This window comes from Pseudomonas sp. LBUM1673, assembly GCF_059695645.1.
This window is the reverse complement of record NZ_CP166780.1, coordinates 1,783,464-1,805,336: the sequence shown is the minus strand read 5'-3', so window position 1 is coordinate 1,805,336 and position 21,873 is coordinate 1,783,464. Positions and strand designations below refer to the sequence as shown.

Here is a 21,873-nt window from a genome sequence, read left to right as displayed (position 1 = left end):
CACCATCACGAAGAACACTCAATAAATTCTTGCACACTTTGGTCGGGATTCGTCACCAGGTCGTTTACGTAACCTTCTTGGGCCAATAGAAGCAGCCTGGCTTGGTCGATGTAATGGTTATAGGTTGTACTAAAATTATCGTGCCCCATCTGTTGAGTGATAGCTTGAATAGCAGCCATATCTCTCACAACGGTAGAGTCCTCAAGCAGGCCTTGCTTGAATCGCTTTATCAAAAACATTGTTGGCCACCAATGCCTGGCATCATAGAACACTACGGACTCCCGGAATTGTCTGTTAGAAGCCATCGCGAGTTTTTTCGCCGCTAGTGTTCGATCTGAAATCATTTTAGATGTAATGGGCACCCCTCGCGCTGTCAAAAACAATATGGAGGGCGGGCATTTTTTTCCGTACTTTTCCTTGTACAACCTAGCACGCTCCTGATAATGCGGTTTGATATAATGCTCTTCCAAAGCTTTCAAATCGGCCATGTTGACCCGGATGGTGCGGGATTTGTTTCCCTTACTGAAACTTATAAGATAAGGGACAGTGGCGCCTTCTCTTGCCATATTTTCATATGGCTGGATATGGCTGTTCGCTCCGGTGCCTATGTATGGAAACTTACAAAGCTCTGAAGGTCGCATCGCAGTACCCAGCGACAGCTTGAAGAGCGCCGCATATACCGGATCTGGATAGCTCTGAATCAGGGATTTGATTTCGTCATTCGTGATCAACGAATACGACTGACGTTGTCGACTTTCACGATCAAGCACTGTGATGTTTTTAGAGTCAACGGCAACCTCTGCCTTGCGCTGAATATGACTTAATAAATGGTCACTTTTGAAATTGGCTACCCACGTTTTGTATTGCACATCAACACAGATTTCATAATGTTCATACTTTAGCCACGAAAAAAAATTGAGAACACGCTGCGCATCATTGAATATGGTTTCGGAAGTAGGAAACGCTTTCTGCGCTTTAACACGAGCAGTTTGCCTCGCCTCCTGCCAGCTCTTAATATCCTCATTATCAGCAATATTATGATAACTACCAACGCCAACCAACTTAAACTTATCGAGCGTTGACAAATAAGAATAAAACACAGAAAGAATGCTTGAATACTTGTTTGAAGTCGCCTTTGAGGAACGTGTTATGTCGTACAAGTACAAGTTTACGTGACTGATTAAAACTCTTTTTTTGCCCTCATCGGCGATCAAAATGTAATGAGAGACGTCTTTGCCTCTAACCGTCTTGTACGATACTAACTCGCGGGATATCTGGAGCATTTAATCACCCTGCTCCACTTTAAAAACAGTTACACGGCTAAAACCATCGTACACCGTAGGGAACGGCTCCTTATCGGCAGTCTTGAATTCAAATGCCGGAACATCATGAAATAAAAACTTGCGCTGAGCCTTTATAACAACATCGCTATCATTGTGCGGCGCGTAAACCTCTATCGTCGTGGCTCCTTTTAGACCGGCCACGAACACTTTCATTTCACTTCTAGAAAATAAGGGAATGCACGCTACAATTTTGGGGCTGGTCGCGCGCGCAAACTCACCACCTACAAACTTATCAAATCGGTTTAGATATCGCTCCTGAAAAACAACCACTGGCACGGATTCTTTTCGAAGAAATTTGTTAATTTTTTCCAGGGTGCTCTGTATTGCCACTCTCTTGAGTTCAAGATAATTTTCAACATCTTGATCTTTGGCATAAAGTGCTTTCGCGCCACTCAAATCGACTTCGAACGTCAGAACCACATCAGCCCTGATCTCATCCTCATTTCTAGCTTCGTTCAAGTGGACACCACTGGATACCAAGGATAGCTGGTTCTTGAGTTCATCCTTCTCCCCCTTAAGAATCTCGACTTGCAGCGCCTTCTTCTTTAACTCTTCACGTAATAAATCAGAGTATTTTATGCTGAGGTCACGATTCATTAAAGTTGTGATGTAACTCTGCTTTATCTTTTCCACCTCCACTTGCATGCCAGAGCGAAGGTTGGTTATCGTCTCTTGTAAACTACGTATCAATTGCTGACTTTGAACAATCACGTGCTCTGCCGGCAACGTCTCCCTTACCAAAAGCTCATCAACCGGCTTTTCACCGGTAATGTAAGGCTTCAGATGAAGGTAGTTTTTATGAAATGCCTGCCGAGATATTTTCGCTCGCTCGGACACGATCTGTATGGTCAACCGTTCCTGAGCACCGCCCAAATAATGATCGGTAATGATCTGCACGATCTTCGCTTCAGTGTCACTAGCGGCCATGTTCAACGCCTTTATTAATAGCCATATTGTTCAATTGTTTATGACGCTCGAAGTCTGCCAACAGACGCTCATTGGCCTCAATTTTTTTCTGCAACTCAAACGCGGCCGCATTGGTTAGCTTTGACTGGCCTGCCATTACTGAGCGATAGAATTTAATATTGTGCTGAAGGGATTCTTCGGACTCGCCCGTCGCTACGACGTATTGGCAGTAAACTTTACAGTTGGAGACATCCGGTTTTAACGGGTAAATCAAGTCAACCTTGCCTTCCAAACAAGGAGGCAATGGCCCTTCATCGAGCGAGTCCCCAGTCAGGCAGAACGTATTGAGTACTGTACGCTGAATGAAAAACGCTCCGCCCCCGTCCAGGATGTGGGAGACGTAATCCAGTACCGTCAAACGCAGCATCTTGCCTGTGAACAGTTCAGGACGGGACAGTACGTCCGTTGCGAGCTTATCGACCGAATTCCCTGAATACCTTCCCGCTTGGATCTCCCGAACAACATTCACGAAGTCGGCCGTGTAATGCTCTTTCATAGCCTCAACGATTGAAGCCACCAAGTACGGGTTGCGCGCGATGTACCTTAACGACATTTTATAGGACTTGTGTCCAAACAACATGCGGATCAGATCAATATTGCGCTCAGAACGGTTGATGAGCATTTCCGCAATGGTTTTCCGGAACCTGTGAGGATGGATCGAATCGACACCAACCTCCGCACTGAGATTCGACGCCAAATTCTTAATCATACGGTCGACAAAATTAACTTCTTTAGGCTTACTGACTGGCTGAAACAAATATCCTTTGCGTAAGAACCCGCCAAACTCCCGAAGAGCTCGATACGAAAAAATTTGCTCTCCTAGAAAATCTGGAATGGAGATTTCATCCGCTTCTCCAAAGTAGTTCGGATCCGACGCGGTTTTGAATCGGGTGATACTGACATACCAAAGACCATCCGCCTTCTGGAAAACGTCATCAAACTCGATTAATGAAAGTTCACTAACACGCAGCCCTGTCATCAGGGAAAACAATATAAAAATACCATTCCGAATTTTATCCAACGCTAAGCCATATGACGCCCGCCAGAAGTAAGTGTAGTATCCCGTAGCGCTTTGAGTTCTGGAATAACCTACGACTGGTGACTCTCCGTCAATGGTTTTACTTAAAGCCGCTTCAAACTCTTCATCAATATGCGCTCGATTTGTCGCCGAGACTCTTTCTAGCGCTCCCCACCCTTCAAGAAACTCGCGTGCCTGCTCTACCACTGGAATGGCTTTTTCAGTCCAATAGAACGCGTATATCAGTAAAGATTTTAAGTCATCTTCAGAAAAGGGAGTCCAGCCAGTACTTTGCGATTCAATTCTCGCGTACACATCCTGCTGTCTCTCCTTCGTATTCACGTCCACAGCCTTGACCTGCAAACGATACTCTTGTGGAATCAACTTCTGCTCTGACAAGGAGATCCAAAAGTTAATATAAAAAAACAACAACCAATAGGCGCGTCCAGCACCCTTATCTCGCGCATCGTCCAACGCAAGATTGACCATCTGAGTCGTAATCACTTGCAGGTCTTCAGGCCTCGCAGTGAGATCGTTTTCCCGCAAGAGAAACTGTTCAAGATAGCCATGAGACGTCGCATATGTTTGCGTTGAAATGAAACTACGAACAGTCCCAAATGGATGAAAATTGGGGATAAGGTGATAGACCATCGCTTTTTTGAGATCATTACTGCCAGCTATGGCGCTATTGAAAAGTACTTGAACGATAGTCTGACCGGGCCGACGCAACAAAATCCAACGATCCTCATGGTACTGCGCATACTGTGATACCGGAAAATCGCACCTTGGATTCAACTGCAGCTTGGATAGCAACCCACTGACAACCCGAACCTTGGTACCTTGGGAAACCTCGTTCAGTTCTGCGAAGTACGCCTTAGCGGCATCACGCGCTTGGTTTTCAATTTCTTCGATGAGCGCATCAAAGGATTCGTCTTTTTCTGTCATCCTTCAATCCTCATTTAATCTTCGAAGAAAATACGCAAGGAACGCATGTCCACAGGTAAAAGCGCATCGTAACGGCGCAAGTAGCCACGAGCGGTCTTCAATGCCTCCTGATCCCCCCAGCTGTCCAGTACATATTGAATGATCGTCATCTCTGCATTGGCATCCGGATCGAAGTCAGGATTACGCTCGGCATTGCGCTGCAACAGAGCTAACCGCTCCATTAAGTAGGGCAACGAATCTTCCAAAATATAGATTTGGCTGCAAAATAGGCATTTTTCAATCCTTGAGCAGCGCGCATCTTTAATCGGAATAACTCCTGGATATGTTGGATTATTCGAATCCATGCAAGCCCACAGCGGCTTCTCATGACCTGGAATCGTAAAGAGCCGAAATTGGGAGACTTTGACTACGTCGAAGTTATGATTCGCGAGCAGGCCTTGAAACTCACCATTACGAAACATATCCATCAGTTCCTCTTGAGCAGCGCGTAGCCTCACACGGCGACGAGCCATTGCAGCTCCTGAGCTGTCATAACTGACATCAGTCGTTTCGACCTCGCTATGGCCTTGCGCTAGCGCAATCAAGCTCAGAGGGTGCCCACGGTTGTTCCTGACGTATTGAATCCAGGTAACCCGCAGCCTTCCCTCAATATCCTCAGCCGACTCCAGGCGGTTTCCCAAATCAATAATATTTGCTGCGTTTAACAACTCTCTGACGGCGTCATTCCATCCTGCCTGGGTTGTAAGCGAAACAATTCTACCAGGATGCTTTTCCGATTCATTCATCCACCCGCGCACACTTCGAATGCCCAGAAAAAGGGGGTTTGCCGGTTTTCTGGGATTTGGTGTGTGTGCGTCACGAGGTTGCTTACCAAGAGGTTCGGATAGCGCCTTGGCTAATTGAATAAGGTTATAGCTTGAGTACTTATCAGCCTTATCAGTGAATGCAGAAAATTGTTTTGGACTAAAATAGGGTAACTTATTGCTCTGCGACTTTTGTTTCTCAGAAACGATGAGTAGCTTTTTACTCGTAATCGAAGTGGTCAGGACGTGCTGATATTTATCCTTGTTTAAAGCCAAAACTGTTTCTTTGTTCCAACCTGTTTGCAGCGTTAAAAAAACTGCAATCGCCACTTGGTCGGTCAGAGTTGGATAGTACAGGCTTAAAAGATCTTCAAACTCGATGGAGTCTGGAGAGAACTGTCTGAGTGCTCCGCGTTCTCGACAAACCGAATACACGAAGTCGACTGGTTCTCGACCGGTAGAACTTAAAGCTTTGCTCAGCGCATCGTCGTAGCGCGCAGTGAAACTCTTGAGCGGTACGTAAAAAGGATGGCCGTACTGCAGCAACGTCGCCAACGCTCGCACAGGATCAATTGTCCAAGCGATTGGGCGATGGGCGGCTTTATTGCACTCCTGATTCGTGTTCTTCTCGGTGGGAGGTTCAGCAAGCTCCCTGCAAAATTCTCGCACCTCATACTTTTCGTAAGGCACGCCTTGCTCGACCGTATTTCTGAATTCGAGCTTGACCCGTAGCTTATCGATGTAGTCTTTCAAGAAAGCCGTTAACTGCTCGTACGCTGTCTCACTCAACGGCTCCCTTGGTACTGACACAGGTGCTGCGATGAGCGGCAACGTCAGCAGCGGCATGCCATCGTTGAAGGATTTAGCCGTATTGACCAAGGCGCCTTTTAGACGAACCGCAAGGTCAGTAGAGAGGTTGTTGCGTTGGAGGTATTGTTCAAACGAACGGTATTCCTCTGCCCCCATCCGCTCAAACGAAACAATATGCAATTCCGGATGACTTTGACCGCTGTGCTCGACGACGAAATCAAGAAACCGATTGATTGCCGTCCTGATGCCATAGCCCTTGGAATATGAGCGCTCGGGAACATACTTCGTGAATACGTAGTGAAAGCCGGCACACAAATGATTGGAAAACGAAAATAGTGAGTGCTTCAGGTAAGTACAGGGGATCGAGTTACCATCCAGCGAAATCACGGCTGTGACTTCATGGTTCATCTGCAGATAGCGCATGGGAGCCCGCCTCAGCCGATTTTATTCAATAACGCCTGCACTGCCAGGCTAACCTGGGCGATCACGTCCTCAAGAGGCTGTGAGGAGTCCACAACCGTAAAATCCTCTGGACTCTCTTGCGCTTGAACAAGAAATCCGTCTCGTGCCCGCACCAAGAAATCGAGTTTTTCCTGCTCCATACGGTCAAGCCCCTCTCCCCTCGAAGTGACTCGTGCCATACCAATGACAGGGTCAACGTCCAAGATGATGTTCAGATCAGGAGAAAATCCATCCAACGCGAGATCGTTGATGGTGCGCACCAGATCAAGGGGGATGCCACGACCATAGTGCTGGAACGCAATGGTGGCTGGAGTGAAGCGGTCACAGACGACGATCGTCCCCGCGTCGATCGCAGGGCAGATCTTTTCTTTGAGATGTTGCGCACGAGCAGCAGCGAACAGCATCAGTTCGGTGGTTGGACAAAGCTCTGGGGTCTCGGGGCTTAATACCACTTCCCGAATTTTTTCGCCGATCGGGGTACCGCCGGGTTCGCGGGTAACCAGGACATTTTTCCCGGCAGCCAGCAACTGTTTCTCGATCTCCCGGATGACGGTGGTCTTACCCGCACCATTGTTCCCGTCGCATACGATCATGCAGCCCTTGCCCATCACTCCACTCCCCATCAGCTTTTGGGTACTTTTCTTAGCACTCCTAATGGTTTACATATTGGGGAGGAGCGATGTAACTGTCAAGGTTGACATAAAATCTAATAGCGATGTAAGGCACCTTCCGGGCCTTCCAGGGTAATAAACAAGCCAGTCACAGGCAGTCCTTAGTCAGAGTCATTGCGGGCTTTGCGGCGCGGGCGCATCCGCTTCGGGTGCTGGCGCAGGGTCTTGTACGGGATCTTGCACGGAGTCTTGCGGCGCTACTGGAGACATGTCTTCGGGCGCCGTATCAGGCGAAGCCGCCGGGATTGGCGCCTGGGTATCCTCTGTTTGCGGCGTGATAGCCGGCGCCGGGCTGGAACGGTAATCGGCACGTCGATTGATCTGGAACTCGCGCACCGCATTATTGTGGGCATCCAGATCATCGGAGAACACATGGCTGCCATCACCGCGCGCGACAAAATACAGGCTGTTGCCGCCCGCCGGATTCAACGCCGCATGGATCGCTTCGCGGCCCACCATCGCAATCGGCGTCGGCGGCAGACCAGCAATCATGTAAGTGTTATACGGCGTCGGTTCCTTGAGATGAGCGCGGGTCAATTTGCCGCTGTAACGATCGCCCAGACCATAGATCACGGTCGGATCGGTCTGCAACAGCATGCCCATCTCCATGCGACGCACGAACACGCCGGCGATCTGCCCACGTTCCTGCGGCACACCGGTTTCCTTTTCCACCAGTGAGGCCATGATCAGAGCCTGGTAGGGCTCAGTGTAGGGGACGTCGGCAGCGCGCTGGATCCATTCCTTGGCGAGGACCTCGTCGAGGCGGTCATAAGCTTTCTTGAGCAGATCGGCGTCGGTCATGCCACGCACGAAACGATACGTGTCGGGGAAGAATCGTCCTTCAGGAAAAATCCCGCTGTGCCCGAGCTTGTCCATCACTTGGCTGTCGCTCAGACCGTTGAGGGTCTGCTCGAGTTTTTCGTCCTTGGCCAGGGCTGCGCGAACCTGATGAAAATTCCAGCCTTCAACCAGCGTCAGGCTGTACTGCACCATTTCCCCGCGTTTCCACAGATCGATCAGCCCGTTGACTGTCATACCGGGCACCATACGGTATTCGCCGCTGTGCAGCGGTTGCCCTGCCAGATTGAAGCGCCAATACACGCGCAACCAGAAAGCGTCCTTGATGACACCATCGGTTTCAAGTCGAAGGAAAGTGCGGTTCGGCGTAGTGCCTTTGGGCACCTCCAGCAGCTCTTCCTGGGCGATGTTCAGCGGTTGTTCCAGCGCAGAATGAATTTTCCAGGCACTAGCACCCGACAGCAGCCCCGCCAGAACCAGTCCGGTTTCCAGCAGCAGCAAGAATTTACGTCTCACGAATCAAGCATCCAGTAGCGCACGGGCAATGGTTTGGAGTTTACGGGTGAGCGGCCCAACCGGCCAGCTCAGTGCGGCATAGGCGCGCACCGGCCAAACGCCATACACGCTGTTGCAGACAAAGACCTCATCAGCCCATTGCAGCTGCTCGAGGGTAATGTCGGTGACTTGTGTGGGAATCCCCAATGACTCGGCTTGAAACAATAATTCGGCACGCATCACGCCCGCCACGCCACAGCGCTTGAGGTTGGCGGTCACCAGCACGCCATCGCGCACCAGAAACAAATTGCTGAATACACCTTCGATCACCCGCCCGACCTGATCCAGCATCAAGCCTTCGGCATGCTCGGTGTCCTGCCATTCGGAACGGGCGATAACCTGCTCCAGGCGATTCAGGTGCTTGAGCCCGGCGAGCAATGGTTGTTTGGACAGCCGTGTCGAGCAGGGGAATAGACGAACGCCCTGCTCCGCATGAACAGCCGGATAAGCCGCAGGAGGATTGCCTTGCAGAATGCGTCGAGCCTGAGCCGAAGGATCGGGAGCGTAACCACGCAAGCTGTCGCCGCGGGTGAGGATAAGTTTGAGCACGCCCTCGCCCAGCGCGGCAGCATAGGCCAGCAGCTCCGCGCGGATCAGTTCATGATCGGCGGCAATCGCCAGGCGCGAACAACCCTCCACCAGACGCGACAGATGTCGGTCCAGCAGCAGCGGCTGCCCGCCCTTGACTGCGATGGTCTCGAACAGACCATCACCGTAAGCCAGGCCGCGATCCTTCAGCGACAAAGCGTCAGCCGGTTGACCGTCGACCCAGCTGTCCATCAGTCAGCGAACCGGCGGAACACCAGCGAGCCATTGGTACCGCCAAATCCGAAGGAGTTGGACAGCACCACATCGATATCCATGCCTCGCGCGGTGTGGGGTACGAAGTCGAGGTCGCAGCCTTCGTCCGGCTCATCGAGGTTGATGGTCGGCGGGGCTACCTGGCTGTTGATTGCCAGAACGCTGAAAATCGCCTCGACCGCGCCTGCCGCACCCAGCAGGTGGCCGGTCATGGACTTGGTCGAGCTGACCGCCAGCTTGTAGGCGTGATCGCCGAACACGGATTTGATCGCACAGGCTTCGGCGAGATCGCCAGCCGAGGTCGAAGTGCCGTGGGCATTGATGTACTGAACCTGATCGCAATTGATCTTCGCATCGCGCAAGGCATTGGTGATGCAACGCGCAGCACCCGCGCCATCGGCCGGTGGCGAGGTCATGTGGTAAGCATCGCCACTGGTGCCGAAACCGATCAGCTCGGCGTAGATGGTCGCGCCGCGAGCCTTGGCGTGTTCCAGTTCTTCGAGAACCAGTGCGCCGGCGCCATCGGACAGCACGAAGCCATCACGACCCTTGTCCCATGGACGGCTGGCACGGGTCGGCTCATCGTTGCGGGTCGACAATGCGCGGGAGGCACCGAAGCCGCCCATGCCCAGCCCGCACGCGGCCATCTCGGCGCCACCGGCGATCATTACGTCGGCTTCGTCGTACATGATGTTGCGTGCCGCCATGCCGATGCAGTGCGTACCGGTGGTACACGCCGTGGCGATGGCGTAGTTAGGCCCCTGTGCACCCAAGTGAATGGACAGGAAACCGGAAATCATATTGATGATCGAGCCAGGCACGAAAAACGGAGAAATCCGTCGCGGGCCGGAATCATGCAGCGTGCGGCTGGTTTCTTCGATATTGGTCAGACCGCCAATACCCGAACCCATGGCCACGCCGATGCGCTCGCGGTTGGCGTCGGTAACCTCAAGACCTGCGTTACGCACGGCCTGAAAACCTGCAGCCAGACCATATTGAATGAACAGGTCGAGTTTGCGAGCTTCCTTGACCGACAGGTATTCCTCGACATTGAAGCCCTTTACCGAGCCGCCAAAACGGGTGGAATAGGCAGAAAGGTCGGTGTGTTCGATCAGACCAATGCCACTGCGGCCAGCCAGAATGCCCTGCCAGCTGCTCGGCACATCCGTGCCCAGTGGCGACAACATACCCATACCGGTGACTACGACGCGTCTACGCGACACAGCACTCTCCTTTTTTTCAAATGACGACTTTGCATCAGGCCTAAAGAAAAAACCGCACGCCATGATGGCAGTGCGGTTTTTCCATGACAGCGAGCGACGACTAAAAACTATTACGCCTGGTGGCTGGTAACGTAGTCGATTGCTGCTTGTACAGTAGTGATCTTCTCGGCTTCTTCGTCAGGGATTTCGGTCTCGAATTCCTCTTCCAGAGCCATCACCAGCTCAACAGTGTCAAGGGAGTCGGCACCCAGGTCTTCAACGAAGGAAGCAGTGTTGACCACTTCTTCTTCTTTAACGCCCAGTTGCTCAGCAACGATTTTCTTGACGCGCTCTTCGATGGTGCTCATACCTTGTTTTCACTCCTAATGGACAAATTCAGGCAGCTGGCCAGTGGGTAAGTGTATAGAAAGACTTTTCAGCTTTTCAACTGAAAGCTTCACTCCTCAAACCCTGCGGCCCTCTGACTATAAATAGATTGCAGCTTTATAACGGATTTTAGACAGCTCGTATGACATTTTTTTGAAGCAATCCGTCACATTTAACTCATGTACATCCCGCCGTTCACCGGGATTGTAGCCCCAGTAACGTAAGCCGCACCGTCGGATGCAAGAAAAGCGACCACAGACGCGATCTCTTGAGCTTGCCCCAGACGACCCAGCGGAATCTGCGTCACCAGGCTTTCGCGCTGCGCTTCCGGCAGTTCGCGGGTCATATCGGTGTCGATGAACCCTGGGGCCACCGAGTTTACCGTAATCGAACGCGAACCGACTTCACGCGCCAGTGCTCGGCTGAAACCTTCCAGACCGGCCTTGGCGGCAGCGTAGTTTACTTGGCCTGCGTTGCCCATGGCACCCACAACCGAGCCAATACTGATAATTCGTCCCCAACGAGCCTTGGTCATGCCGCGCAAAACGCCCTTGGACAGGCGAAACAGACTGTTCAGGTTGGTATCGACGACGTCATGCCATTCGTCATCTTTCATGCGCATCATCAGGTTATCGCGGGTGATACCGGCATTATTGACCAGGATCGCCGGCGCACCGAACTGCTCCTGAATGCTCGACAGCACGGCCGCTACGGACTCGTCGCTGGTGACATTGAGTTCCAGGCCGGTGCCCTGAATACCGTTTTCTTTCAGGGTAGCGGCGATACGCTCGGCACCCGAGGCGGACGTCGCGGTACCAACAACGATGGCACCCTGACGGCCCAGCTCCAGGGCGATAGCCTGGCCGATACCACGGCTGGCGCCGGTGACCAGTGCAACTTTACCTTGCAGACTCATGCAAGCTTCTCCTTGTTCAGGCCAGCGCTGCGCGGGCGGCAGCGAAAGCGTCTGGGGTATTGAGGTTAGAGGTCGACACGCCTTCGGCGCAACGTTTGTTCAGACCGGCAAGTACTTTGCCAGGGCCGCACTCGACCAGTTGGGTCGCACCCTTTGCAGCCAGCGCCTGGACCGACTCGACCCAGCGTACAGGCTTGTAGAGCTGTTCAAGCAGATCGCGCTTGAGGGTTTCCAGATCGGCCGGCACGTCGGCACTGACGTTTTGTACCACAGGGATCTGCGGCGCCTGCCAGTCGATCGCTGCGATCGACTCGGCGAACCGCAGAGCGGCTGGGCGCATCAATTCGCAGTGGGACGGTACGCTGACTGGCAACGGCATGGCGCGCTTGGCACCACGAGCCTTGCAGCCTTCGATGGCGCGTTCGACCGCCGCCTTGGCGCCGGCGATCACCACCTGACCCGGGGAGTTGAAGTTGACCGCGCTGACCACTTCGCCTTGCGCCGCTTCTGCGCAGGCCGCCAGCACGTCGGCATCTTCCAGGCCGAGGATAGCGGCCATGCCGCCCTGCCCGGCCGGAACGGCCTCCTGCATTAACTGGCCACGACGCTCTACCAGCTTCACCGCGTCGCCCAGGCTCAGGCTGCCCGCAGCCACCAGGGCGCTGTATTCGCCCAGGCTGTGACCGGCAACGTAAGCCGGACGCGCGCCGCCTTCAGCCAGCCACAGACGCCACAAGGCGATGGAGGCGGTCAAAATGGCCGGTTGGGTTTTATCGGTTTGATTGAGTTGCTCTTCCGGCCCTTGCTGGGTCAGTGCCCACAGGTCGTAACCCAGGGCATCGGAAGCTTCTTTGAATGTTTCGAGGACCACCGGATGTTGCGCGCCCAACTCGGCCAGCATGCCGAGGGACTGCGAACCCTGTCCTGGAAAGACGAATGCGAGGGAAGCAGACATGTAACAAGCCCCTAATGATCTTGTCGTCGAAAAATTGACGTCCCGCTTGTGGAACGCAAGAAACTGACAGTTGGATGGCCAATTGAACTGAGCGGTCACATTTAAGCATTGTCCGACGAAAACGCCTAAGGCAACAAATCTTCCAGGCGCCCGTGAAGCCGCTCCGGCAAGTTTTCCCTGATCTGGATCAAGGCTCGCTGAATCGCGCTCTGGAAACCCTGAACCCCCGCCGAACCGTGACTTTTCACGACAATCCCCTGCAAACCGAGGAAACTTGCGCCGTTGTGCCTTGCCGGCGCCAGATCGGCCTGCAAGCGTTTCATCAGCGGCAGCGCCAGGGCGCCCACCACTTTCGACGCGAAATTTTTCCTGAACAGGGCCTCGATGCGCCCGGCAATCATGGTCGCCAGGCCTTCGCTGGACTTGAGCAGGATATTGCCGACAAAGCCGTCACACACCACCACATCCGCCTCGCCACGGTACAAACCATCACCTTCGACAAAACCGATGTAGTTGATGCCACGGGCACTCTGCAACAAGGTGGCCGCCAGCTTGACCTGCTGATTACCCTTGATGTCTTCGGTACCGATATTCAGCAACGCGACCCGCGGACGAACGATACCCAAGGTTTCTGCCGCAACCGACCCCATCACTGCAAACTGCAATAAGTGTTCAGCACTACAATCGACGTTGGCGCCCAAGTCGAGCAACTGACAGTAGCCCTTCTGCGTCGGAATGGCCGCGATCATCGCCGGCCGATCAATGCCCGGCAAGGTCTTCAGCACAAACCGCGACAACGCCATCAGAGCACCTGTATTGCCGGCACTGACGCAGGCCTGGGCCTTGCCATCGCGCAGCAACTCCAGCGCCACGCGCATCGACGAATCAGGCTTGCCACGCAGGGCCTGAGCAGGCTTTTCGTCCATGGTGATGACTTCAGACGCCGGTGCAATCGACAGGCGCGAGCGATCCACAGCCGAATGACTGGCAATCAATTCTTCAAGAAGGGAAGGTTGACCGACGAGGGTCAGGTGCAGCGAGGGCGTAGCAGACAGACAAGCAAGGCTGGCCTGAACAATGCTGCGGGGACCGAAGTCCCCGCCCATTGCGTCAATCGCGATGACTTGAGCGGACAAGGATTACTCGTCAGCGCCCTTGTCGATCACTTTACGACCACGGTATACGCCTTCTGGCGATACGTGGTGACGCAGGTGAACTTCACCGGTGGTTTTTTCTACAGACAGGGTGCTAGCCTCGAGAGCGTCGTGCGAACGACGCATGTCACGGGCAGAGCGGGATTTTTTGTTCTGCTGAACAGCCATAATTGATTAACTCCTAAACGTTTGGGTCACGCTTTAACTGCGCCAATACACTGAACGGGTTGGACCGCGTTACCTCGTCCTCGCTCGGTTCGGGCTCATCGAGACCCGCCGGCTGCTGGCATTCTTCCGGATGATGAGCAGGCACAATGGGCAAGGCGAGCAGAAGCTCCTCCTCGATCAGTGACTGCAGATCCAAAGGATCTTCGCCCAGTTCCAGCACGTCATAACCTTTCGGCAACGACTGGGTATTCGCACCCTCCTTCACCACAGCATAACTGCATTCGCTATGGATCGGCAGGGTGACCAGCTCAAGACAACGCTGGCAAACCATTTTGACTTCGGTGTCGATAAAGCTGTGAATTACCACAGATTTACGTTCATCTCGTTCAAAAACGAATTTAGCCTGCACCGTACCGACAGTATCGGAAAGCGGGTCGCAGAGTCTCTCCAAATCGGCCAGCAGCAGTTCACCTTGAAGGGTGGTGCCACGGTCAGCCAATTTGCGCGGGTCAACGTGAGGTGGAATCGGGTCATTCAACATAGGCGCAGCATTATAGGGATGCCCCCGGCCATGTCAAAGGAAATTCAGCCCTGTCCGTCACTTGCAAGCCTCCGCTAGAATTCGCCCCTGCCCTTTGGAGATGCGCATGCTGCCTTTATTACTCGCTTCAAGCTCGGTTTATCGCCGGGAACTGCTGGCCCGCTTGCAGCTGCCGTTTACTTGCAGCTCGCCGGATATCGATGAAAGCCATCGCCCGGACGAGTCAGCCATCGCACTGGTAAATCGCCTCGCCGAAGAAAAAGCTCGCGCCCTTGCGGGCAGCCATCCCGCCCACCTGATCATCGGTTCGGATCAGGTCGCGGTACTCGGCGACCGGATTATCGGCAAACCTCACACCTTCGAAAAGGCCCGCGAACAACTACTGGCATCCAGCGGCGCCAGCGTGACCTTCCTGACCGGCCTGGCACTGCTCAACAGCCAGACCGGCCACTGCCAGGTCGACTGCGTGCCATTTACCGTACACATGCGCGCACTTGACGCAGCACACATCGAACGTTACCTGCGCGCCGAGCAGCCCTTCGACTGCGCAGGCAGTTTCAAAGCCGAAGGCTTGGGAGTGAGTCTGTTTCAAAGCACCGAAGGCCCTGACGCCACCAGCCTGATCGGCCTGCCACTGATTCGCCTGGTCGACATGCTACTGGCCGAAGGCGTGCAAATCCCCTGAACCGCACCTATGCAGCAGAGACCGCGCCCACACAAAAAAAACCGGCCACGCAGGTAATGCTGATCAGTTAAGGAGCGAAACCTGCGGGATTGCGCTTGACTGACCGGCATCAGGCCACGCAGGCCGGTTTCTTTATGCAACCAGAAGAATCAACGCAACGCCGGCCCCTGGAAGCCCATCCACATCGCCAGTTGTTGAGCCACGCTGGCGCCGAGCTTCTTCGAGAAGCGATCGAACGGCGATTCCTCGATAGTGAAATCCACCAACTCTTTCTCGCCAACCACGTCACGCGCCACCGAACTGGCACTACCCAGACCATCGATCAAGCCCAGCGACAACGCCTGTTCGCCGGACCAGACCAGCCCGGAGAACAGCTCCGGATGCTCTTTGTCCTTGAGGCGATCACCACGGCCCTTCTTGACGCTGCTGATGAACTGCTGATGAGTGGTATCGAGCACGCCCTGCCAGAACTGGGTTTCCGCAGGCTTCTGCGGCTGGAACGGATCGAGGAACGATTTATGCTCGCCGGAGGTGTAGGTACGACGCTCGACACCCAACTTCTCCATGGTCCCGACAAAACCGTAACCGGCCGCTGTCACGCCGATGGAACCCACCAGACTCGCCTTGTCAGCGTAAATCTGATCCGCTGCGCTAGCGATGTAATAGGCACCGGAAGCGCCCAGATCCGAGATCACCGCGTAAACCTTGGTATCCGGATGCAGGACGCGCAAACGACGGATCTCGTCGTAGACATAACCCGACTGCACCGGACTGCCGCCGGGGCTGTTGATCCGCAAGATGATCCCTTTGACCTTCTTATCCTCGAAGGCTGCACGCAGGCCGCCGACGATGTTATCGGCACTCGCCGGCTCCTTGTCGGCGATCATGCCGGTCACGTCGATCATCGCCGTGTAACCGGAACCGCGCGTGGCGCCTTTTTCCACGTCCATCAATGGCGTGAACAGGATCAATGCAACAAACAGATACACAAAGGTCAGCAGTTTGAAGAAAATCCCCCAGCGACGGGACCGACGCTGCTCCTGCACACCGGCCAGCAGGGTCTTTTCCAGCAGCTTCCAGCTTTTCTCGTCACCGCTTTCCGCACTCGCCTTGGCGGGCGCTTTCCATTCGTCGGTCATGCCATGTACCCCAGCAAAAAAACCAATTAAACCCGCTGACTCAGCCAGGCGTGCAACTCTGAAAAACGATCAATGGCCAGTCTCGGCCCAAATAGCTTCAAGGCGTCGATCGATTGAGCGCCATAGCTGACCGCCACCGAATCCATGCCCGCATTACGCGCCATCTGCAGGTCGAACGACGAATCTCCGACCATCAGCGCCTGCTCCGGGCGAACCTCGCAATGGGCGAGAATCTGCTCAAGCATCAGCGGATGGGGTTTGCTGGCGGTTTCGTCAGCGGCACGGGTGATATCGAAATAATCTTCCCAACCGTGAGACTTCAGCACCCGATCCAGCCCACGACGAGCCTTGCCGGTCGCTACTGCCAGATGATACCCCTCGACACGAAACGCTTCGAGAGACTCGATAACCCCCTCAAACAGTGGGGAAGGCTCGGCCTCCGCCGCAATGTAGTGATCCGCATAGTGCTGACGGAATGCTACCAGTTCGGCGTCGCCAATCTCGGGATACAGGGTGCGAATCGCTTCCGGCAAGCCCAGACCGATAATGCCTTTGACGGCAAAATCATCACGCAACTGAAAACCGGACCGCTCGGATGCGACATGCATCGCCTCGACAATCCGACCAATGGAGTCAGCGAGCGTGCCGTCCCAATCGAAAATCAGTAGCTTGTAATCAGTAGGGTGCACTCAAGCGCTCCACGGTTTTGGCCCACATCTCGTCGACCGGCGCCTGCAACTTGAGCTCACTACCATCAGGCAGTGGAACAGTCAGCATGTAGGCGTGCAGAAACAGACGCTTGCCGCCGAGATCACGAATCTCTTTGCTAAAACCCTCATCGCCGTACTTGGTATCACCAGCGATGCAATGTCCCGCATGCAGAGTATGGACGCGAATCTGGTGAGTACGACCCGTGATCGGCTTGGCTTCGATCAGGGTGGCGAAGTCGCCAAAACGACGCAGGACCTTGAACACGGTCACAGACTCCTTGCCCTCCTCCTCGTCCACCTCGACCATGCGCTCGCCGGAGCGCAGATTGCTCTTGCCCAGCGACGCACGGACTTGCTTGATCGAGGCCGCCCAGTTGCCGCGCACCAGCGCCATATAGCGCTTATCGACGCCATCGCCGCGCAATGCCGTGTGCAAGTGGCGCAACATGCTGCGCTTTTTGGCAATCATCAGCAGGCCGGAGGTATCACGATCGAGACGATGAACCAGTTCGAGCTCCTTGCAATCCGGACGCAACTGACGAAAGGCTTCGATCACGCCGTAATTCAAGCCGCTGCCACCGTGAACCGCGATACCGCAAGGCTTATTGATCACGATCAACGCCTTGTCCTCGAAGACAATCGAGGCTTCGAGCCGCTGCAGCAGCCCTTGGGCCAGCGGCACGGGTTCGTCGCGCTCAGGCACGCGAACCGGCGGCACGCGCACGATATCGCCCGCCTGCAGCTTGTATTCGGGCTTGATCCGACCTTTGTTCACCCGCACTTCGCCTTTGCGCAAAATGCGGTAAATCAAGGTCTTGGGCACGCCTTTGAGCCGAGCGAGAAGGAAGTTATCAATACGTTGGCCGGCATATTCCGGCGAGACCTCCAGCAGTTGTACGGCTGGGGTCGAAGGGGCAGTAGTCGTCATGGCGCGGATGATAACAATTTTTTATGGAATTGAAGCACTTAATCATTGCTGCTATAGTCGCGAACGCCGCCAAAAGTGGCCTGGACAGCGGACTAACGGTCAAAAACCGGCCCTGACCAACGCAATTCACGAGGACGAGAGGCCGTCCTACGGGGCTTTCGCTACGTAACGGTAGAGTTTGCAGTTGTAACGAGCGCAGGTGACATGAGGCCTGAAGCATGCCGCAAAGCAGAGTTTTCACTCGCCTTGCGAGCAAATATTCACGGCCAGTTCACAAAGTGCAGTCAGCTACAAGCGATCCCGAGCGAACGCTTCGGAAACAACGCCTAAATTAGCCATGATGCGTGACCTCCCCTTTCGGAGCTCACGGTAAATGCCAACCCGCTGCGGATTCTGCGCGCGGCAGCACCCGAATTATCAGGGATACGTGTAGGGTGGAGATGCACAACCGCTGGACTGTGTAGCAATAGGCTTTATCAAGACGCTTCATCTCGTCCACAGCCGCCGGTTGATTCCTCCTCCTGACTGAGTGCTTAAGTAGCCACAGCAAGCAGGACGCGTACGTCGCGACACCGGCCCAATTGGTCGGGGTTCGCTAGACACTGGAGTGGCCAACCACTCCTGACGCACCTGACACCGACCATGAGAAGTCGTGTGTGCCGAACGCCGTTTCCGGCAGCCCGGAAACCGACGGTACTACATGAAAAGAATGCTGATTAACGCAACTCAACCCGAAGAGTTGCGTGTTGCACTGGTAGATGGCCAGCGCCTCTACGACCTGGACATCGAATCCGGTGCACGCGAGCAGAAGAAGGCCAACATCTATAAAGGCCGGATTACTCGCATCGAACCAAGCCTTGAGGCTGCCTTTGTCGATTTCGGCTCTGAGCGCCACGGCTTCCTGCCCCTCAAAGAAATCTCCCGCGAATACTTCAAGAAGGCCCCCGAAGGCCGCGTCAACATCAAGGACGTCCTGAGCGAAGGCCAGGAAGTCATCGTTCAGGTCGAAAAAGAAGAACGTGGCAACAAGGGCGCCGCCCTGACCACCTTCATCAGCCTGGCCGGTCGTTATCTGGTTCTGATGCCGAACAACCCGCGTGCCGGCGGTATCTCCCGTCGCATCGAAGGTGAAGAGCGCAACGAACTGCGTGAAGCCCTGAACGGCCTGGTTGCACCAGCCGACATGGGTCTGATCGTTCGCACTGCCGGCCTTGGCCGCAGCAGCGAAGAAATGCAGTGGGACCTCGATTACCTGCTGCAACTCTGGACCGCCATCAAAGAAGCCTCGCTGGATCGCTCCGCGCCGTTCCTGATCTACCAGGAAAGCAACGTGATCATCCGCGCCATCCGCGATTACCTGCGCCAGGACATCGGCGAAGTGCTGATCGACAGCGTTGAAGCCCAGGACGAAGCCCTGACCTTCATTCGCCAGGTGATGCCGCAGTACGCCAGCAAGATCAAGCTGTACGAAGACAGCGTTCCGCTGTTCAACCGTTTCCAGATCGAAAGCCAGATCGAAACCGCCTTCCAGCGCGTCGTCGAACTGCCTTCCGGCGGCTCCATCGTCATCGATCCGACCGAAGCCCTGGTGTCCATCGACATCAACTCGGCGCGCGCCACCAAAGGCAGCGACATCGAAGAAACCGCTCTGCAGACCAACCTTGAAGCCGCCGAAGAAATCGCCCGTCAGTTGCGCTTGCGCGACATCGGCGGCCTGATCGTCATCGACTTCATCGACATGACCCCTGCCAAGAACCAGCGCGCCGTGGAAGAGAAAGTCCGCGAATGCCTGGAAGCCGACCGCGCTCGCGTGCAAGTCGGTCGCATCTCGCGCTTCGGCCTGCTGGAAATGTCCCGTCAGCGCCTGCGTCCTTCCCTGGGCGAAAGCAGCGGCATCGTCTGCCCGCGCTGCAACGGCACCGGCATCATCCGTGACGTTGAATCGCTGTCGCTGGCGATCCTGCGTCTGATCGAAGAAGAAGCCCTGAAAGACCGCACCGCTGAAGTTCGCGCACAAGTGCCGATCCCGGTGGCTGCGTTCCTGCTCAACGAAAAACGCAACTCGATCACCAAGATCGAACTGCGCACCCGTGCCCGCATCGTCATTCTGCCGAACGATCACCTCGAAACGCCGCACTTCGAAGTACAGCGCCTGCGTGATGACAGCCCGGAAGCCAGCATCAACCAGTCCAGCTACGAAATCGCTGCCGCCGCTGCCGAAGTCGAAGAAGTCCAGCCAGCCGCCGCGACCCGCACCCTGGTCCGCCAGGAAGCCGCGGTCAAGACGGCTCCGGCCCGCGCCAATGCTCCGGTTCCGACCGAAGTCGTTGCCGCTCCGGTGGCTGCACCGGCCGTCGCACCAGAGCCAAGCCTGTTCAAAGGCCTGGTGAAGTCGCTGGTCAGCCTGTTCGCGACCAAGGAAGAGCCTGCTGCGCCGGTTGTGGTTGAAAAACCAGCCACCGAACGCCCTGCTCGCAACGAAGAGCGCCGCAACGGTCGTCAGCAGAGCCGAAACCGTAACGGTCGCCGCGATGAAGAACGCAAGCCTCGTGAGGAACGTGCTCCGCGTGAAGAACGCGCCCCACGTGAGCCGCGCGAAGCCCGCGAAGAAGCTCCGGCAGTCGCCCGCGAAGAACGTGCTCCGCGTGAAGAGCGCGCACCACGCGCCCCTCGTGAAGAACGTGCTCCGCGCGCCCCGCGTGAAGATCGCAAGCCACGTGGCGAGCGTGAAGAACGCCCGGTTCGTGAACTGCGCGAGCCTCTGGACGCCGCTCCAGCTGCTGCTGCTACCGCTGAAGAGCGTCCAGCTCGCCAGCCACGTGAAGAACGTGCTCCACGCCCACCGCGTGAAGAACGTCAGCCACGTACCGAGCAAGCCGCTGCCGCCATTGCCGAAGAAGAACTGCCAACCAACGAAGAGCAACTGCAGGAAGACGGTCAGGAAGGCGCCGAAGGCGATCGTCCACGCCGCCGCTCCCGTGGCCAGCGTCGTCGCAGCAACCGTCGTGAGCGTCAGCGCGATGCCAACGGCAACGTGATCGAAGGTTCGGAAGAGTCCGAATCGGCTGAAAACGCCGAAGCGCCAAGCACTGCCGATCTGGCCGCCGGCCTGGCGGTTACCGCTGCCGTTGCCAGCTCCGTGATCAGCGCACCTGCTGAAGCACAAGCCAACGAGCAAGCCGAACGCGCCACTGCCGCTACTCTGGAAACTGCTCCGGTTGAAGCACCAGTGGTTGAAGCGACCACCCCGGTAGAAGTCACCGCCGCTCCGGAAATCGAAGTGGCACCGGTTCGTAAAGCACAGCCTGAAGTTGAAGTTGAAGCTGGCGCTGAATCGGCCGGTGCTTCCGAGCCTGCTGTATCCGCTGAGCCTGTGGCTGAAGCGCCAGTGGCTGAACCGGCACGGGAAGTTCGCGAAGAACAAACCGCGTTCAACTGGGTTGCCGAGCCACCCGTAGCGGTCGAAGCTCCAGCGCCCGTCGCTGAAGCCCCGGTTGCTGAAGCCATGGTCTCCGAGCCAGTGGTTGCTGCTGCCGAACCTGCTCCGGAGGTGGAAGCATCGGTTGTTGCCGAAGCCGCCCCAGTGGTTGAAGCCGCCCCAGTCAGCGCTCTGACCCCAAGTGGCCGTGCGCCGAACGACCCACGTGAAGTGCGTCGCCGCAAGCGTGAAGCCGAGCGCCTGCAGAAGGAAGCCGAACAGGCTGCCGCTGCTGCTCCGGCCGCTGCCGAGCCAGCACCGGTTGTTGCTGACGTTGTCGAGGCAGCTCCTGCCCCGGCTGCTGAAGTCCCTGCCGAGCCGGCTGAATCCGTGATCGACGAAGCACCGCGCTCCGTTCAGGAAGCGGTAGAGCAACACGAGCAAGCCCAGGAAAAAGAGCACGAGCCTAAACCCCTCGTCTGATTCCATCGGCCACTA

The 21,873-nt window shown here is 55.4% G+C and carries 19 protein-coding genes; 2 read left to right on the top strand and 17 right to left on the bottom strand.

What is annotated here, in order from left to right:
* Positions 1-5: 5 nt before the first annotated feature.
* The 14 genes from ACA044_RS08165 to ACA044_RS08100 all read right to left on the bottom strand — a co-directional run bounded on the left by ACA044_RS08165 (position 6) and on the right by ACA044_RS08100 (position 14,495).
* Positions 6-1,283 carry a site-specific integrase gene (locus ACA044_RS08165; protein WP_497445906.1) on the bottom strand — a complete coding sequence of 426 codons (1,278 nt, stop codon included), beginning with the start codon at positions 1,281-1,283 and terminating at the stop codon, positions 6-8.
* Positions 1,284-2,270 carry a hypothetical protein gene (locus tag ACA044_RS08160; protein ID WP_497445905.1) on the bottom strand — a complete coding sequence of 329 codons (987 nt, stop codon included), beginning with the start codon at positions 2,268-2,270 and terminating at the stop codon, positions 1,284-1,286.
* Entirely contained in the window at positions 2,260-4,272 is a 2,013-nt protein-coding gene (locus ACA044_RS08155; protein WP_497445904.1) for a tyrosine-type recombinase/integrase, read from the bottom strand. Before ACA044_RS08155 ends, ACA044_RS08160 begins: the two co-directional genes overlap by 11 nt.
* Positions 4,273-4,286: 14 nt before the next feature.
* A complete protein-coding gene (locus ACA044_RS08150; protein ID WP_497445903.1) occupies positions 4,287-6,308 on the bottom strand; it encodes a hypothetical protein in 2,022 nt (673 codons plus the stop codon).
* Between the two features lie 11 nt (positions 6,309-6,319).
* Positions 6,320-6,955 (bottom strand): dTMP kinase, encoded by a 636-nt coding sequence (tmk, locus tag ACA044_RS08145; protein ID WP_497445902.1) that lies wholly within the window; start codon positions 6,953-6,955, stop codon positions 6,320-6,322.
* Between the two features lie 174 nt (positions 6,956-7,129).
* Complete coding sequence (mltG, locus tag ACA044_RS08140) at positions 7,130-8,332, bottom strand: endolytic transglycosylase MltG (RefSeq protein WP_497445901.1); 1,203 nt, start codon at positions 8,330-8,332, stop codon at positions 7,130-7,132.
* A 3-nt stretch (positions 8,333-8,335) separates the two neighbouring features.
* Complete coding sequence (pabC, locus tag ACA044_RS08135; RefSeq protein ID WP_497445900.1) at positions 8,336-9,151, bottom strand: aminodeoxychorismate lyase; 816 nt, start codon at positions 9,149-9,151, stop codon at positions 8,336-8,338.
* Positions 9,151-10,395: a beta-ketoacyl-ACP synthase II gene (gene fabF, locus ACA044_RS08130; RefSeq protein WP_497445899.1), complete on the bottom strand. Its 1,245-nt coding sequence runs from the start codon at positions 10,393-10,395 to the stop codon at positions 9,151-9,153. Before fabF ends, pabC begins: the two co-directional genes overlap by 1 nt.
* A gap of 110 nt (positions 10,396-10,505) precedes the next feature.
* Complete coding sequence (gene acpP / locus ACA044_RS08125; protein ID WP_003175607.1) at positions 10,506-10,742, bottom strand: acyl carrier protein; 237 nt, start codon at positions 10,740-10,742, stop codon at positions 10,506-10,508.
* Between the two features lie 191 nt (positions 10,743-10,933).
* Positions 10,934-11,677 (bottom strand): 3-oxoacyl-ACP reductase FabG, encoded by a 744-nt coding sequence (gene fabG, locus ACA044_RS08120; RefSeq protein WP_497445898.1) that lies wholly within the window; start codon positions 11,675-11,677, stop codon positions 10,934-10,936.
* A 16-nt stretch (positions 11,678-11,693) separates the two neighbouring features.
* Positions 11,694-12,632, bottom strand: coding sequence for an ACP S-malonyltransferase (gene fabD / locus ACA044_RS08115; protein WP_497445897.1), 939 nt, complete (start codon positions 12,630-12,632; stop codon positions 11,694-11,696).
* Between the two features lie 125 nt (positions 12,633-12,757).
* The gene (plsX, locus tag ACA044_RS08110; protein ID WP_497445896.1) at positions 12,758-13,768 is read right to left on the bottom strand and encodes a phosphate acyltransferase PlsX; all 1,011 of its coding nucleotides are present in this window, start codon (positions 13,766-13,768) and stop codon (positions 12,758-12,760) included.
* 3 nt (positions 13,769-13,771) lie between these two features.
* Positions 13,772-13,954, bottom strand: a complete 183-nt coding sequence (gene rpmF, locus ACA044_RS08105) for a 50S ribosomal protein L32 (protein WP_003179396.1) — start codon at positions 13,952-13,954, stop codon at positions 13,772-13,774.
* 13 nt (positions 13,955-13,967) lie between these two features.
* Positions 13,968-14,495 carry a YceD family protein gene (locus ACA044_RS08100; protein ID WP_004371317.1) on the bottom strand — a complete coding sequence of 176 codons (528 nt, stop codon included), beginning with the start codon at positions 14,493-14,495 and terminating at the stop codon, positions 13,968-13,970.
* Positions 14,496-14,601: 106 nt separating this feature from the next.
* Between ACA044_RS08100 and ACA044_RS08095 the strand changes: the two genes are divergently transcribed.
* Complete coding sequence (locus ACA044_RS08095; RefSeq protein WP_497445895.1) at positions 14,602-15,180, top strand: Maf family protein; 579 nt, start codon at positions 14,602-14,604, stop codon at positions 15,178-15,180.
* A 149-nt stretch (positions 15,181-15,329) separates the two neighbouring features.
* Here the strand turns inward: ACA044_RS08095 and sppA are convergent, their stop codons facing one another.
* The 3 genes from sppA to rluC are packed head-to-tail and all read right to left on the bottom strand — an operon-like array spanning position 15,330 to position 17,957.
* On the bottom strand, positions 15,330-16,319 hold the full coding sequence (gene sppA, locus ACA044_RS08090; protein WP_497445894.1) for a signal peptide peptidase SppA: 990 nt from the start codon (positions 16,317-16,319) through the stop codon (positions 15,330-15,332).
* Positions 16,320-16,345: 26 nt separating this feature from the next.
* Complete coding sequence (locus ACA044_RS08085; RefSeq protein WP_497445893.1) at positions 16,346-17,008, bottom strand: HAD-IA family hydrolase; 663 nt, start codon at positions 17,006-17,008, stop codon at positions 16,346-16,348.
* Positions 16,995-17,957, bottom strand: coding sequence for a 23S rRNA pseudouridine(955/2504/2580) synthase RluC (gene rluC, locus ACA044_RS08080; protein WP_497445892.1), 963 nt, complete (start codon positions 17,955-17,957; stop codon positions 16,995-16,997). The genes ACA044_RS08085 and rluC overlap by 14 nt, the downstream gene beginning before the upstream one ends.
* 700 nt (positions 17,958-18,657) lie before the next feature.
* Here rluC and rne point away from each other — a divergent pair.
* Entirely contained in the window at positions 18,658-21,858 is a 3,201-nt protein-coding gene (rne, locus tag ACA044_RS08075; RefSeq protein ID WP_497445891.1) for a ribonuclease E, read from the top strand.
* Positions 21,859-21,873: the final 15 nt, after the last annotated feature.

Bases quoted from the DNA above. Each gene is read 5' to 3' on its own strand.
- ACA044_RS08165 (WP_497445906.1), bottom strand. From the start codon at position 1,283: ATGCTCCAGATATCCCGCGAGTTAGTATCGTACAAGACGGTTAGAGGC.
- ACA044_RS08160 (WP_497445905.1), bottom strand. From the start codon at position 2,270: ATGGCCGCTAGTGACACTGAAGCGAAGATCGTGCAGATCATTACCGAT.
- ACA044_RS08155 (WP_497445904.1), bottom strand. From the start codon at position 4,272: ATGACAGAAAAAGACGAATCCTTTGATGCGCTCATCGAAGAAATTGAA.
- ACA044_RS08150 (WP_497445903.1), bottom strand. From the start codon at position 6,308: ATGCGCTATCTGCAGATGAACCATGAAGTCACAGCCGTGATTTCGCTG.
- tmk (WP_497445902.1), bottom strand. From the start codon at position 6,955: ATGGGCAAGGGCTGCATGATCGTATGCGACGGGAACAATGGTGCGGGT.
- pabC (WP_497445900.1), bottom strand. From the start codon at position 9,151: ATGGACAGCTGGGTCGACGGTCAACCGGCTGACGCTTTGTCGCTGAAG.
- acpP (WP_003175607.1), bottom strand. From the start codon at position 10,742: ATGAGCACCATCGAAGAGCGCGTCAAGAAAATCGTTGCTGAGCAACTG.
- fabG (WP_497445898.1), bottom strand. From the start codon at position 11,677: ATGAGTCTGCAAGGTAAAGTTGCACTGGTCACCGGCGCCAGCCGTGGT.
- fabD (WP_497445897.1), bottom strand. From the start codon at position 12,632: ATGTCTGCTTCCCTCGCATTCGTCTTTCCAGGACAGGGTTCGCAGTCC.
- rpmF (WP_003179396.1), bottom strand. From the start codon at position 13,954: ATGGCTGTTCAGCAGAACAAAAAATCCCGCTCTGCCCGTGACATGCGT.
- ACA044_RS08100 (WP_004371317.1), bottom strand. From the start codon at position 14,495: ATGTTGAATGACCCGATTCCACCTCACGTTGACCCGCGCAAATTGGCT.
- ACA044_RS08095 (WP_497445895.1), top strand. From the start codon at position 14,602: ATGCTGCCTTTATTACTCGCTTCAAGCTCGGTTTATCGCCGGGAACTG.
- sppA (WP_497445894.1), bottom strand. From the start codon at position 16,319: ATGACCGACGAATGGAAAGCGCCCGCCAAGGCGAGTGCGGAAAGCGGT.
- rluC (WP_497445892.1), bottom strand. From the start codon at position 17,957: ATGACGACTACTGCCCCTTCGACCCCAGCCGTACAACTGCTGGAGGTC.
- rne (WP_497445891.1), top strand. From the start codon at position 18,658: ATGAAAAGAATGCTGATTAACGCAACTCAACCCGAAGAGTTGCGTGTT.